The organism is Xanthobacter sp. DMC12 (genome assembly GCF_056314105.1).
The window spans coordinates 299,907-313,630 of record NZ_JBQUYZ010000006.1 but is presented as its reverse complement, the minus strand read 5'-3'; the positions used below and the strand labels follow the sequence as shown (position 1 = coordinate 313,630).

The 13,724-nt window shown below is 68.6% G+C and carries 13 protein-coding genes; 9 read left to right on the top strand and 4 right to left on the bottom strand.

The window, feature by feature from the left end; genetic code table 11:
* The first annotated feature begins 16 nt into the window (after positions 1–16).
* From ACT535_RS21495 to glnT, 4 genes are all read left to right on the top strand, one after another.
* Positions 17–916: a class II glutamine amidotransferase gene (locus tag ACT535_RS21495; RefSeq protein ID WP_168456548.1), complete on the top strand. Its 900-nt coding sequence runs from the start codon at positions 17–19 to the stop codon at positions 914–916.
* Complete coding sequence (locus tag ACT535_RS21490; protein WP_476365945.1) at positions 913–1,620, top strand: protein glxC; 708 nt, start codon at positions 913–915, stop codon at positions 1,618–1,620. The genes ACT535_RS21495 and ACT535_RS21490 overlap by 4 nt, the downstream gene beginning before the upstream one ends.
* Positions 1,621–1,692: 72 nt before the next feature.
* Positions 1,693–3,030 (top strand): FMN-binding glutamate synthase family protein, encoded by a 1,338-nt coding sequence (locus ACT535_RS21485; RefSeq protein ID WP_168456546.1) that lies wholly within the window; start codon positions 1,693–1,695, stop codon positions 3,028–3,030.
* Positions 3,031–3,109: 79 nt separating this feature from the next.
* Entirely contained in the window at positions 3,110–4,465 is a 1,356-nt protein-coding gene (gene glnT / locus ACT535_RS21480) for a type III glutamate--ammonia ligase (protein WP_476365944.1), read from the top strand.
* A 72-nt stretch (positions 4,466–4,537) separates the two neighbouring features.
* Here glnT and ACT535_RS21475 read toward each other — a convergent pair whose 3' ends face one another.
* From ACT535_RS21475 to ACT535_RS21460, 4 genes are all read right to left on the bottom strand, one after another.
* Positions 4,538–4,978, bottom strand: coding sequence for a cupin domain-containing protein (locus ACT535_RS21475; protein ID WP_476365943.1), 441 nt, complete (start codon positions 4,976–4,978; stop codon positions 4,538–4,540).
* Between the two features lie 148 nt (positions 4,979–5,126).
* On the bottom strand, positions 5,127–5,738 hold the full coding sequence (locus tag ACT535_RS21470; RefSeq protein WP_476365942.1) for an OmpA family protein: 612 nt from the start codon (positions 5,736–5,738) through the stop codon (positions 5,127–5,129).
* A gap of 44 nt (positions 5,739–5,782) precedes the next feature.
* A complete protein-coding gene (locus ACT535_RS21465; RefSeq protein ID WP_051460615.1) occupies positions 5,783–6,130 on the bottom strand; it encodes a cysteine rich repeat-containing protein in 348 nt (115 codons plus the stop codon).
* Positions 6,131–6,408: 278 nt separating this feature from the next.
* Positions 6,409–7,365: a LysR family transcriptional regulator gene (locus ACT535_RS21460; RefSeq protein WP_476365941.1), complete on the bottom strand. Its 957-nt coding sequence runs from the start codon at positions 7,363–7,365 to the stop codon at positions 6,409–6,411.
* A 121-nt stretch (positions 7,366–7,486) separates the two neighbouring features.
* On the opposite strand from ACT535_RS21460, the gene ACT535_RS21455 reads away from it, so the two are divergent.
* From ACT535_RS21455 to purU, 5 genes are all read left to right on the top strand, one after another.
* Positions 7,487–8,740 carry a sarcosine oxidase subunit beta family protein gene (locus tag ACT535_RS21455; RefSeq protein WP_476365940.1) on the top strand — a complete coding sequence of 418 codons (1,254 nt, stop codon included), beginning with the start codon at positions 7,487–7,489 and terminating at the stop codon, positions 8,738–8,740.
* 179 nt (positions 8,741–8,919) lie between these two features.
* Positions 8,920–9,189, top strand: coding sequence for a sarcosine oxidase subunit delta (locus ACT535_RS21450; RefSeq protein WP_476365939.1), 270 nt, complete (start codon positions 8,920–8,922; stop codon positions 9,187–9,189).
* Positions 9,186–12,140: a sarcosine oxidase subunit alpha family protein gene (locus ACT535_RS21445; protein WP_476365938.1), complete on the top strand. Its 2,955-nt coding sequence runs from the start codon at positions 9,186–9,188 to the stop codon at positions 12,138–12,140. Before ACT535_RS21450 ends, ACT535_RS21445 begins: the two co-directional genes overlap by 4 nt.
* On the top strand, positions 12,133–12,741 hold the full coding sequence (locus ACT535_RS21440) for a sarcosine oxidase subunit gamma (RefSeq protein WP_476365937.1): 609 nt from the start codon (positions 12,133–12,135) through the stop codon (positions 12,739–12,741). The genes ACT535_RS21445 and ACT535_RS21440 overlap by 8 nt, the downstream gene beginning before the upstream one ends.
* Positions 12,742–12,834: 93 nt before the next feature.
* The gene (gene purU, locus ACT535_RS21435) at positions 12,835–13,704 is read left to right on the top strand and encodes a formyltetrahydrofolate deformylase (RefSeq protein WP_476327248.1); all 870 of its coding nucleotides are present in this window, start codon (positions 12,835–12,837) and stop codon (positions 13,702–13,704) included.
* Positions 13,705–13,724: the final 20 nt, after the last annotated feature.

The window sequence follows — 13,724 nt, the reverse complement described above, 5'->3', positions numbered from 1 at the left end:
AGTAAAATCGAACGCCATGTGCGGCATCGTCGGACTTTTCCTCAAGGACCCGAAGCTCGAGGGCGAGCTGGGTGCCATGCTCGCGTCCATGCTCTGCGTGATGACAGATCGCGGCCCCGACAGCGCGGGCTTCGCGGTCTACGGCGCAGGTGGCAAGGACAGTGTGAAGCTCTCCCTGCGCGCCGCACGGGGCTATGATTTCGAGGGCCTCGCCGCCGGCCTGTCCGGCCCGGCGAACGGCATGCCCGGCCTCGTTCTCCATGGCACCCACGCGGTGGTGGAGATCCCGCAGGTGCGCGAGGCCGCCGTGCGCGCCTTCCTCGCCGAGCGCCATCCCGAGGTGGCGGTGGTGGGCACCGGCTCGCGCATGGAAATCTTCAAGGAAGTCGGCCTGCCCTCCTCCGTGGCGCAGACCTTCGGCCTGGCACAGATGCGGGGCACCCACGGCATCGGCCATACCCGCATGGCCACCGAGAGCGCAGTGACCACCGCCGGCGCCCATCCCTTCTCCACCGGCGCCGACCAGTGCCTCGTGCACAACGGCTCGCTTTCCAATCACAATGCCCTGCGCCGTCAGCTGAAGCGCGAGGGCATCGCCATCGAGACCGAGAACGACAGCGAGGTGGCCGCCGGCTATCTCACCTGGCGGATGCGGGAAGGCGCCTCCCTCGGGCAGGCTCTGGAAGCCGGCCTCAAGGACCTCGACGGTTTCTTCACCTTCGTGGTGGGCACCGAGAGCGGCTTCGGCGTGCTGCGCGATCCCATCGCCTGCAAGCCCGCCGTGATGGCCGAGACCGACCAGTATGTGGCCTTCGGCTCGGAGTATCGGGCTCTGGTTGACCTGCCCGGCATCTCCAAGGCCAAAGTTTTCGAGCCCGAGCCCGCCACCGTGTACTTCTGGGAGCGCGCACAGTGAACGCCATTGCGCCGGACGTGACCTTCGACCTCGCCACCACGCCGCTGCGCGAGCTGAACGAGGCCCTCCACAAGGCCACCGCCGAATCCAACGCCCGCCGCTGGCGGGTGCTGAACCCCAACGGCCGCCACGCGGTGGCAGTGGGGCTGGCCATGCCCCTGACCGTCGAGATCGAGGGCAACGTCGGCTATTACTGCGCCGGCATGAATGCGGAAGCCTCCGTCATCATCCATGGCAATGCCGGACAGGGCGTCGCTGAGAACATGATGAGCGGCTTCGTGCATGTGCGCGGCGATGCCAGCCAGTCGGCCGGTGCCACGGCCCACGGCGGCATGCTCGTGGTGGATGGCAATGCCTCCGCTCGCTGCGGCATCTCCATGAAGGGCGTGGACATCGTGGTGAAGGGCTCCATCGGCCACATGAGCGCGTTCATGGGCCAGTCCGGCTCCCTGGTGGTGCTGGGCGATGCCGGCGAGGCGCTGGGCGACAGCCTCTATGAGGCGAAGCTCTTCGTGCGCGGCACGGTGAAGAGCCTCGGCGCGGACTGCATCGAGAAGGAGCTGCGGGACGAGCACAAGGCGCTCCTCGCCCAGAAGCTGAAGGCCGCCGGCCTCGAAGGCACGGTCGATGTCTCGGAGTTCAAGCGCTACGGCTCCGCCCGCCAGCTCTACAACTTCCACGTGGACAACGCGTCCGCCTACTGACGCGCGCCGCCGTCGCCCCCGCCACGGGCGGGACGCACCGACCGCATTCGAACTTTTCCGGGTGAGGACCCCATGACCGCCCACAACAATACGCCGCGCACCCCGCCGCGCTTCTCCTCGACCTTCGATCCGGCGACGCTGGCCGAAATCCGCCGGGCCGCGGCGACCGGCATCTATGACATCCGTGGCGGTGGCACCAAGCGCAAGCTGCCCCACTTCGACGACCTGCTCTTCCTCGGCGCCTCCATGTCGCGCTACCCGCTGGAGGGCTATCGCGAGAAGTGCGGCACCGAGGTCACCCTCGGCACCCGCTTCGCCAAGAAGCCGATCACGCTGAAGACCCCCGTCACCATCGCCGGCATGAGCTTCGGTGCGCTCTCCGCGCAGGCCAAGGAAGCGCTGGGACGCGGCGCGTCCACGGTGGGCACCTCCACCACCACCGGCGACGGCGGCATGACGCCGGAAGAGCGCGGGCAGTCCAAGACCCTCGTCTACCAGTACCTGCCGTCCCGCTACGGCATGAACCCGGTGGACCTGCGCAAGGCCGACGCCATCGAGATCGTCATCGGCCAGGGCGCCAAGCCCGGCGGCGGCGGCATGCTGCTCGGCCAGAAGATCTCCGATCGTGTGGCCGCCATGCGCACCCTGCCCAAGGGCATCGACCAGCGCTCGGCGTGCCGCCATCCCGACTGGACCGGCCCGGACGACCTTGAGATCAAGATCGAGGAGCTGCGCGAGATCACCGATTGGGAGAAGCCGATCTATGTGAAGGTCGGTGCCTCGCGGCCCTATTATGACACCGCGCTGGCGGTTAAGGCGGGCGCCGATGTGGTGGTGCTCGACGGCATGCAGGGCGGCACCGCGGCGACGCAGGACGTGTTCATCGAGCACGTGGGCATCCCGATCCTCGCCGCCATCCGCCCGGCCGTGCAGGCGCTCCAGGACCTCGACATGCACCGCAAGGTGCAGCTCATCGTCTCCGGCGGCATCCGCACCGGCGCGGACGTGGCCAAGGCGCTGGCGCTCGGTGCGGACGCGGTCGCCATCGGCACGGCCGCCCTCGTCGCGCTCGGCGACAACGATCCCCAGTGGGAAGACGAATACCAGGCGCTGGGCTCCACCGCCGGGGCCTATGACGACTGGCACGAGGGCCGCGACCCCGCGGGCATCACCACCCAGGATCCCGAGCTGTCCAAGCGGCTCGATCCGGTGAAGGCCGGCCGCCGCCTCGCCAACTATCTCTCGGTGATGACGCTGGAGGCGCAGACCATCGCCCGCGCCTGCGGCAAGAGCCACCTGCACAATCTGGAGCCGGAAGACCTCGTGGCGCTGACCGTAGAGGCCGCCGCCATGGCCGGCGTGCCGCTGGCGGGCACCACCTGGGTGCCCGGCAAGACCGGCGGATACTGATCCGAACCCTCAGGCCGCGCCGCTCGACCGGCGCGGCCTTTTTCAAAGAATACCGCTTCCAAATTCCGGGGACTTTCGCATGGACCACTTCCGCTATCCGCTCCGCGAGGCCGAAGGCCGCGCTTCCGCCGCCGCGCAGATCGACCTCGCCAAGGTCGCCAAGGAACGCGGCATCAAGTATTTCCTGATTTCCTACGTGGACCTCTTCGGCGGCCTGCGCGCCAAGCTGGTGCCCGCCGCCGCCATCGGCCCCATGCAGAAGGAAGGCGCGGGCTTTGCCGGCTTCGCCACCTGGCTCGACATGTCCCCGGCCGATCCGGACCTTTTCGCCGTGCCGGACCCGACCAGCCTCATCCAGCTGCCCTGGAAGGAGGAAATCGGCTGGCTCGCCGCCGACCTTTACATGGACGGCAAGGAAGTGGAGCAGGCGCCCCGCACGCTGCTGAAGCGGCAGCTCGCCGCCGCGGCGCGCCTCGGCTACGAGATCAAGACCGGCGTCGAGTGCGAATACTTCCTCATCACCCCGGACGGCAAGGGCATCTCGGACACCGCCGACACCGCTGAGAAGCCCTGCTACGACCAGTCCGCCCTCATGCGCCGCTACGATGTCATCAAGGACATCTGCGACGCCATGCTGAAACTCGGCTGGGGCGCCTACCAGAACGACCATGAGGACGCCAACGGCCAGTTCGAGATGAACTGGAACTACGACAACGCGCTCCTCACCGCCGATCGGCACGTCTTCTTCAAATACATGGTGAAGACCATCGCCGAGCAGCACGGCCTGCGCGCGACCTTCATGCCGAAGCCCTTCATCAACCTCACCGGCTCGGGCTGCCACGCCCATGTGTCCATGTGGCAGAAGGGCAAGAATGCCTTCTCCGATCCCAAGGGCGAGCTGGGCGTCTCGGAGCTCGGCTACCACTTCATCGGCGGCCTCATCCACAATGCGGACGCACTCTGCGCCCTCACCAACCCGACGGTGAATTCCTACAAGCGCATCAACGCCCCGCGCACCATCTCGGGTGCCACCTGGGCGCCGAACACCGTCACCTACACCGGCAACAACCGCACCCACATGATCCGCATCCCCGATGCGGGCCGGTTCGAGTTCCGCCTCGCCGACGGCGCGGCCAACCCTTACCTGCTGCAGGCGGGCCTCGCGGCCGCCGGCCTCGACGGCATCGAGAACAAGCGCGATCCGGGCAAGCGCCTCGACATCAACATGTACACCGAGGGGCATAAGGTGAAGGGCGCCAAGCGCCTGCCGCTCAACCTGCTCGATGCCATGCGCGCGCTGGAGAAGTCCAAGGTGCTGACGGAACGCCTCGGCAAGCCGTTCGTGGACGGCTACCTGAAGCTGAAAAACGAGGAGTGGAACGCCTTCTCGCGCCACCTCACCCAATGGGAAAGGGACAACACCCTCGACATCTGAGCCCTGCTCTGTCGGTTGTCCCCGGGAGCCCGGCGCATTCCCCGCGCCGGGCTCTCACCTTTTTTGAGCACCTCACTCCGGCGCGGGCGTCGCCAGCGGCTTGTCCTTCTCGACGATGTAGGTGATGGCAAGCTTGGTCTTTTCGCCGCCCACCTGGAAGGCGTGCGGCACCTCCGGCGGGATCTGGAAGCCGTCGCCCGGCGCCAGCGTGCGGTCGGGCTGGCCCTTCACCGAGAGCACGCCGCCGCCGGCGATGAGATAAGTGCTCTCGATGCCGGGATGGGTGTGACGCGCCACCTTCAGGCCGCCGTCGAACTCCGCCTCCATGAGGATGGCGACGTATTTGTCCCCCGGCACGTCGGTGCGGCCGAGCACCTTGCGCGTGATTCCGGTTGGGGCGGGAGCGGGGGCGGCTTGTCCCTGTGCCATGGCCTGCGTGCCGCCGACCTCAATCGCGGCGAACCCCGCCAGCGAGCAGATGGCGCAGGAGATGAACCGGCGTCGAGCGAGCATGATTTGTCCTCCCAGCTTTGGCCCGCGCGCCGCGCAGGCGCTTCAGGATAGTGGGATTTCCGCCCGCGGCGAGAGACGCGATCACCGCCAACAAAAAAAGGCGCCGCCCCACGGGACGGCGCCCCTCTCCAAGGGGTATTGGCGTGCGTCAGCGCTGGGCGACGTAGGGCGCGAGGCGGCCCACGGTGAAGATCTGGACGCGCCGGTTGATGGGATCGGTCGGCTTCTTCGGATCGAGCAGCACTTCTTCGCCGAGGCCCACCGCCTCCAGCCGCGTGGGATTGATGTTGAACACGCTGACCAGCGCGCTCACCACCGCGTCGGCGCGGGCCTGGCTGAGCTTCAGGTTCACGTCACGCGGGCCGGTGACATCCGTGTTGCCGGTGACGATGAACTTGTAGCCGTGCAGGATGGGGTTGTGCATGGCGTCTGCGATGGCGCCGAGCGTGCCGTAGGACGACGGCTCGATGATCGCCGAGCCGAGGCGGAACTGGATCTGCACGTTGATCTGCGGCAGCTGGTCCAGCTTCAGGGCCAGCGACGGGCGGGAAAGCTGCTCACCCGGATTCTGAGCCATGTGGGTCTGGACCATGCTGCGCAGCTGCTGCGCGGTGATGGTCGGGGCCTTTTCGCTCAGGCCTTGCAGACCCTGGAGGATCTGGCCATCGGAGAGCGCGGTCTGGGCATGAGCGGGGGTGATCGCCGGCACGGCGGCAGCGAGCAGCGCGACCAGTGCAAGGCGGGTCAGAGGCGAGGTCATCGCGAAGCGTCCTTCGTTCGGGTGCGAGGATGTGGAGAGGACGCTCAGCGGTAGCCGGCGTTGGTGATGGCGGCGTTGCACTTGTCGCTCACGACCCGCGTCGCCTGAAGCAGGCAGGAGAGCAGATTGCCGTCCTGCGGCACCATGCCGGGGCACAGGCGGGCCGTGTCGGCCGAACAGACCTCCTGAATGGAATCCTGCGCCGCATCCCGCTCGGCGATGGAGGCCTTTGCGGTCGCGTAGTCGGCTTTGCACTTGGCGCTGACCTGATTGATCTTGCCGTCCATGCAGGCGAGCAGCTTGCCCTCGCCCAGATTCACGTTGGAGCAGAACTTGTTGATGTCCGCCCCGCAGCTGCGTGCCAGGAGCGCGCCGGCCTGCGCATAGCTCATGGTCTGGGCGCCTGCCGCAGAGGCAGACCCAGCCAGGATTACCGCTGCAAATAGAACCCTGCCGATCTTCATGATTTTCCCCAGCCCGTCTCAAGTGAAGTCTTCAAGACGACGTAGGGGTATCATCAAACGGTATCGGCCGACAGCGGGCATGGACATGACCGGCACCGGACTTTTCGGGACAAACTTAACGGCATGAGGAAAGCTTGACTGTTTCCGTACAAACGGGATGGCGTCATTGAGCTTGGCCTTGAGCGTTGGAAAGCACGCCTGCGCGGCTACTCGAGCGTCTCGCCGAGCCACGGCAGCTCGGCACGCAGGGCCGGCAGCACATCGTTCTCCAGCGTCTGCCGGCAGAAGCGCGCCACGTCGTGCGGCAGGCGGCCGAGTTCCTGCCGCCGGCCGATCAGCGTCAGGCTGCGGGAAAAGGCCGGCCCCGGCAGCGGCGCGTACTGGAGCCGGTCGCGATCGAGCCCCGCCTCGAAGATGCAGAGCGGCGTCGTCACCGCGAACCCCTCCCCCGCCGCCACCGTGGCGGAGACGCCGAATGGCGTGTCGAACTCGAGGCGCCGCGGCAGGTCGAGCTTGAGACGGCGCAGATGCCGGTCCACCTCGATTCCGGTGCGCGAGCGGGCGGAGAAGCGCACCAATGGCAGGCGCTGCGCGAGGCGCCCCATCTCCTCCACCCGCTCGGGCGCCCTCTCGCCGGCGGGCAGCAGCAGCACATAGGGCTCGGTGAGGAGCGGGAAACGCTCCAGCCCCTCGATGTCGGCCAGTTCGTCCACGCCCACCAGCAGATCGAGCTGGCGCGAGAGCAGCGCGCTGGCGTGGGCCGCCGTGAGGCCGGCGAGGAGCGACACTTCCTCCGCCACCGCGCACAGCCGCCCGGCGAGGGGCGCGGAGAGCGCGCGGGAGAGGGAATCGACGAGGCCGGCGCGGATCAGCGGCAGGCGGCCGTGCTCGGTCTCCTTCAACGCTGGCACGATCTGCCGGGCCTCGGAGAGCAGCGCGCTCGCCTTCTGCCGCAATACGCCGCCCGCCGCCGTGAGCCCCAGCGGGCGGACGCTCCGGTCGAACAGCGCGACGCCCATGCGCGTCTCCAGCTCCGCCACCGCCTGCGACACCGCCGGCTGGGTGAGGCCGAGCCGCCGCGCCGCGCCGGCCATGGCACCAGCCTCGCAGACGGCGAGGAAGATCTCCAGCGCCTTCAAATCGAACGGCAGAAGCTCGCGCACCGGCACCCCCGCAGAATAAGCAGGATTTATATTACCTGTGGTTTCGGGCGGGGCTATATCTTTTCCAAAGGGGTGCATCGGCGTCCGCGCCGAGGGGTTCCCAAGGGTCCCGAGGGGTTCAATGTCCCGCTATTCCGTATTCAGCCTGATCGCCAACGCGCTCAACGGCCAGAAGGGCTGGACGCCCGCCTGGCGCGATGCGGTGCCGAAGCCCTCTTATGACGTCATCATCGTCGGCGGCGGCGGTCATGGCCTCGCAACGGCCTATTACCTCGCCAAGGAGCACGGCATTCGCAACGTGGCGGTGCTGGAGAAGGGGCATATCGGCTCCGGCAACGCGGGGCGCAACACCACCATCATCCGCTCCAACTACCTGCTGCCGGGCAACGAGCCCTTCTACGAGTGGTCCATGAAATTGTGGGAGGGCCTGGAGCAGGACCTCAACTACAACGCCATGGTCTCCCAGCGCGGCATCATCAATCTCTACCACTCGGACGGACAGCGCGACGCCTATGCCCGGCGCGGCAATGCCATGCGCCTCGCCGGCGCCGATTCCGAACTGCTCGACCGCGAGCAGGTGAAGGCGCTCTGCCCCTTCCTCGATTTCGACAACTCCCGCTTCCCCATCAAGGGCGGGCTCATGCAGGCCCGCGCCGGCACCGCGCGCCACGATGCCGTGGTGTGGGGCTATGCCCGCGCCGCCGACCAGCTGGGCGTGGACATCGTGCAGAATTGCGAGGTCACCGGCTTCATCCGCGAGGGTGACGCGGTGGTGGGCGTGGAGACCAATCGCGGGCCCATCCGCGCCGGCAAGGTCGGCCTCGCGGTGGCCGGCTCCACCTCGCGGCTGACGAAGCATCTCGGCTTGCGCCTGCCCATCGAGAGCCACGTGCTGCAGGCCTTCGTCTCGGAAGGGCTGAAGCCGCTGGTGCCGGGCGTCATCACCTTCGGCATGGGGCATTTCTACGTCAGCCAGTCGGACAAGGGCGGCCTCGTCTTCGGCGGCGACATCGACGGCTACAATTCCTACGCCCAGCGCGGGAATCTCCCTGTGGTCGAGGACGTGGCCGAGGGCGGCATGGCGCTGATGCCGCTCATCGGGCGGCTGCGCATGCTGCGCTCGTGGGGCGGCCTCGTGGACATGTCCATGGACGGCTCGCCCATCATCGATGTGGGGCCCCTGCCCGGCCTGTTCCTCAACACCGCGTGGAACTACGGGGGCTTCAAGGCGACGCCCGCCTCCGGCTGGTGCTTCGCCTGGACCATCGCCAAGGAAGAGGCCCACCGCTTCAACGCCGCCTTCCGGCTGGACCGCTTCCGCACCGGCCATGTGATCGACGAAAAGGGAGTCGGCGCCCAGCCGAACTTGCACTGATGGGCGCGAAGACAACATCGGTCGTCGTGCTCCGGCTTGACCGGAGCACCCATCTCTCCGCCAGGCACAGCGCCCGGCCCCAGCATGGACCCTCCGGTCAAGCCGGAGGGCGACGGCGGAAGGCGGGCGCAACGCCGGCTCTGCCGCTCCCCCCTCACCCCTCCACCCGGACCTGACCCATGCGCATCACCTGTCCCTATTGCGGCGCGAGGTCGTCCCATGAGTTCGCCTATCTCGGCGATGCCGCGCCCACCCGGCCGGACCCGGCCGCGCCCGACGCCCCGGATGCCTTCAACACCTACGTCTACGAGCGCGACAACGTGGCCGGCGTGATGGACGAGCTCTGGTACCACTCCGGCGGCTGCCGCCGCTGGCTCACCGTGACGCGCGACACCCGCACCCACGCCATCACGGCCGTGCGCTTTACCCGGACGGAGGCGGCCGAATGACCCGGCTTTCCGCAGGCGGGCTGATCGACCGCAGCCGCACCCTCGCCTTCAGCTTCGACGGCAAGCGCTACACCGGCCATCCCGGCGACACGCTGGCGTCCGCGCTGCTCGCCAACGGCGTGCGGCTAGTCGGCCGCTCCTTCAAGTATCACCGGCCGCGCGGCATCGTCACCGCCGGCTCGGAGGAGCCGAACGCGCTGGTGGAACTGCGCTCCGGCGCCCGGCGCGAGCCCAACACCCGCGCCACCACGGTGGAGCTGTTCGACGCGCTGGAGGCCACCAGCCAGAACCGCTGGCCCTCCCTCGACCACGACCTGCTGAGCATCAACCAGCTCGTGTCGCCCTTCCTCGGCGCGGGCTTCTACTACAAGACCTTCATGTGGCCGGCCGCCTTCTGGGAGAAGGTGTACGAGCCCATGATCCGCCGCGCGGCCGGCCTCGGCCGCGCCGCCGATGCGGCGGACCCGGACCATTACGAGAAGGCCACCCATTTCTGCGACGTGCTGGTCATCGGCTCCGGCGCGGCGGGGCTCGCGGCGGCACTCGCGGCCGGGCGGAGCGGCGCGCGGGTGGTGCTGGCGGACGAGGACTTCCGCCTCGGCGGCCGCCTCCTCTCCGAGCAGGCGGAGATCGACGGCGGCAGCGCGGCGGATTTCGTGGCGCGGGCGTTGGCCGAACTTTCGAGCCTGCCCAACGTCCGCCTCATGCCGCGCACCACCGTGTTCGGGGCCTATGACGGCGGCGAATTCGGCGCGGTGGAGCGCGTGAGCGACCATCTTGCCGTCCCCGCCCCCTTCCAGCCCCGCCAGCGGCTGTGGCGCTTCATCGCCAAGCGCTCCGTGCTGGCGGCAGGCGCCTTCGACCGGCCCATCGTCTTCCCCGGCAATGACCGGCCCGGCGTCATGTCGGCGCTGGCGCTCGCCACCTACGCCACGCGCTTCGGTGTCGGCGCAGGGCCGCGCACGGCGGGCTTCACCAACAACGACCACGCCGTCGCCGCCCTCCTTGATGCGGCCGCGGCGGGCGTCAAGCTGGAAGCCATCGCCGACGTGCGCGACGCCGTGGCCCCGGCCCTCGCGGCGCGGGCGAAGGCGCTGGGCGTCGATCTCCTCGCCGGCAGCGAGGTCATCGCCACCTCGGGCAAGTGTTTGTCGGGCATCACGGTGCGCACGCCCAAGGGCATCCGCACGCTCTCCGTGGAGGCGCTGGGCGTCTCCGGCGGGGCGACGCCGAATGTGAACCTCACCTGCCACCAGGGCGGCAAGCCCATCTGGCGTGAGGAGATCGCCGCTTTCGTGCCCGGCGCCGTGCCTGTGGGCATGGCGGTGGCGGGCGCCGCGGCCGGGCACCTCACCCTCGCCGAATGCCTCGCGGACGGAACGGCGCTGGGCGCCGCAGCGGCGGAAGATGCGGGCTTTGCCCCCGTCGCCGCGCCCGCTCCCGTCGCAGCCGATGCACCGAACGGGCTCAAGGCCTTCTGGCAGGTGCACGCCAAGGGCGCCGCCTTCGTGGACCAGCAGAACGACGTCACGGCCAAGGACGTGGCCCTCGCCCATCGTGAAGGCTTCCGCGCGGTGGAATTGCTGAAGCGCTACACCACGATGGGCATGGCCACCGACCAGGGCAAGACCTCCAACATGGCGGGCCTCGCCATCATGGCGGCGCTCACCGGCAAGGGCATTCCCGAGACCGGCACCACCGTGTTCCGCCCGCCCTACACGCCCGTGGCCCTCGGCGTGCTCGCCGGCCACCATCGCGGCGTGGACTTCAAGCCCACCCGCCCGACACCCACCCACAAGTGGGCCGAGGAGCAGGGCGCGGTCTTCGTCGAGACCGGACAGTGGCTGCGCGCGGCGTGGTTCCCCAAGGCCGGCGAGGACTGGCAGGCGGCGGTGAACCGCGAGGTGAAGGCGACGCGCGAGAGCGTCGGCGTTATCGACGTGTCCACCTTCGGCAAGATCGACCTTCAGGGGCCGGATGCCGGCGTGCTGCTGGATCGCGTCTACATCAACATGTTCTCCACCCTCGGCGTGGGCAAGGCGCGCTACGGCGTGATGCTGCGCGAGGATGGGATCGTGATGGACGACGGCACCACCGCCCGTCTCGCCGACGACCACTATGTGATGACCACGACCACTGCCAACGCCGCCAAGGTGTTCCAGCATCTGGAATTCTGCCTGCAGGTGCTGTGGCCGGAACTGGACGTGTGCCTCGCCTCCATCACCGAGCAATGGGCGCAGATCGCCGTTTCCGGCCCGCGCTCCCGCGATGTGCTGGCGAAGCTGGTGGACGGCGCGGATGTCTCGAATGCCGGCCTGCCCTTCATGGGCGCGCTCCAGACGACCGTGATGGGCGGCGTCGAGGCGCGCATCTTCCGCCTCTCCTTCTCCGGCGAACTCGGCTACGAGATCGCGGTGCCCGCCCGCCACGGCGACAAGCTGATGCGGGCGATCATGGCGGCCGGCGCGCCCTATGGCATCACGCCCTACGGCGTCGAGACGCTGGCCGTGCTGCGCATCGAGAAGGGCCATGTCTCCGGCAGCGAGCTGAACGGGCAGACCTCCGCCCGCGATCTCGGCCTCGGGCGCATGGCCTCCACCAAGAAGGACTTCATCGGCCGCGTGATGGCGGGACGCCCCGCCTTCACCGATCCCGAGCGGCCCACCTTCGTCGGCTTCCGCCCGGTGGACCGGAGCGCGCGGCTCAAGGCCGGGGCGCATTTCCTGGCGCTTGGCGCGGCCGCGACCACCGAGAATGACGAGGGCTACATGACCTCCGTCGCCTGGTCGCCCATCCTCGGCCACTCCATCGGCCTCGGTCTCCTCAAGCGCGGCCCGGAGCGCATCGGCGAGAAGCTGCGCGCCTATGACCCGGTGCGCGGCGGTGACATCGAGGTCGAGGTGTGCTCTCCCCACTTTGTCGATCCCGAAGGGGAGAAGCAGCGTGTCTGACCTCTTCCAGTCCCTCTCCCCCGCCCACCTCGTTCCGGCCGGGCATTATGGCGTTGCAGGCGCCACCGGCGTGACCGCGCAGGTGGTGACGAGCCTTGCCGCCGCGACGCTGGTCGCCCGCAAGGGCAAGACCGGCACGCTGATCGCCGCCGTCACCGCCGCCGGCCTGCCGCTGGTGGATGCACCGAAGGCGAGCGTTGGCGCCGGCCTTGAAGCCGTCGGCACTGGCCCCGGCAAGTGGCTGGTGTTCGCCGAAGGATCGGACGGCGCCGCGCTGCGCCGGCGTCTGGAAGAACTGGCGGCCGGCCTTGGCGCCGTGACCGATCAGAGCGACGCCAATCTCGTGCTCGACATCTCCGGCCCCATGGCGCGCGAAGCGCTGGCGAAGGGCGTGGCGGTGGACCTCGATCCCCGCGCCTTCCAGCCGGGCGATGCGGCGACCACGCCGGTCTCCCACGTGGGCGTCACCTTCTGGCAGCGCGACGACGCGCCGACCTATCGCTTCGCGGTGGGCAACACCTTCGCCCCGGCCTTCCTGCGCTGGCTGGCGGCGAGTGCGGCGGAATACGGCTTCGCCCTTTCCGGCACCGACCGAGGTTGACGGCAGCGCGGCGCGCGCCTCCTCTCCGCACCGAATTCATCTGAGACCGGCGCCCGGCTGCGTCACACGCGCGGCGCCATAAAAGGACCCATCATGACCAGCCCCAACGAGCCGTTCATTCTCGCCTTCTCCTGCCCCAACCGGCCGGGCATCGTCGCTGGCGTCTCGACCTTCCTGTTCGAGAAGGGCTGCAACATCCTTGAGGCGCAACAGTTCGACGACACCGAGACCCGGCGCTTCTTCATGCGCGTGGTGTTCAACGTGGTGGAGGGCGAGGCCAGCCTCGCCGAGATCCGCTCCGGCTTCGCGGCGGTGGCGCAGACCTTCTCGCTGAGCTTCACGCTCCGGCCGGTGGCCGAGAAGCGCAAGGTGCTGCTGCTCGCTTCCAAGTTCGACCACTGCCTCGCGGACCTGCTCTATCGCTGGCGCATCGGCGAGATTCCCATGGAAATCGCCGGCATCGTCTCCAACCATCCGCGCGAGACCTATGCCCATCTGGATTTCGACGGCATCCCCTTCCACCATCTGCCGGTGACCAAGGCCACCAAGCTGGAGCAGGAAACGCAGGTCTGGGAAATCTTCCAGTCCTCCGGTTCGGAGCTCGCCGTGCTCGCGCGCTACATGCAGGTGCTGTCGGACGGGCTGTCGGCCAAGCTCTCGGGCAAGTGCATCAACATCCACCACTCGTTCCTGCCCGGCTTCAAGGGCGCCAAGCCCTACCATCAGGCCCATGCGCGGGGAGTGAAGCTCATCGGCGCCACCGCCCATTACGTGACTTCTGACCTCGATGAAGGCCCGATCATCGAGCAGGACGTGGAGCGCATCTCCCACCAGGATTCGCCCGAGGATCTCGTCCGCAAGGGCCGCGACATCGAGCGCCGCGTGCTGGCCCGGGCCATCTCCTGGCACCTTCAGGACCGGGTGCTGCTGAACGGTTCCCGCACGGTGGTGTTCCGCGACTAACCTCAAATAAGGGAACCCGG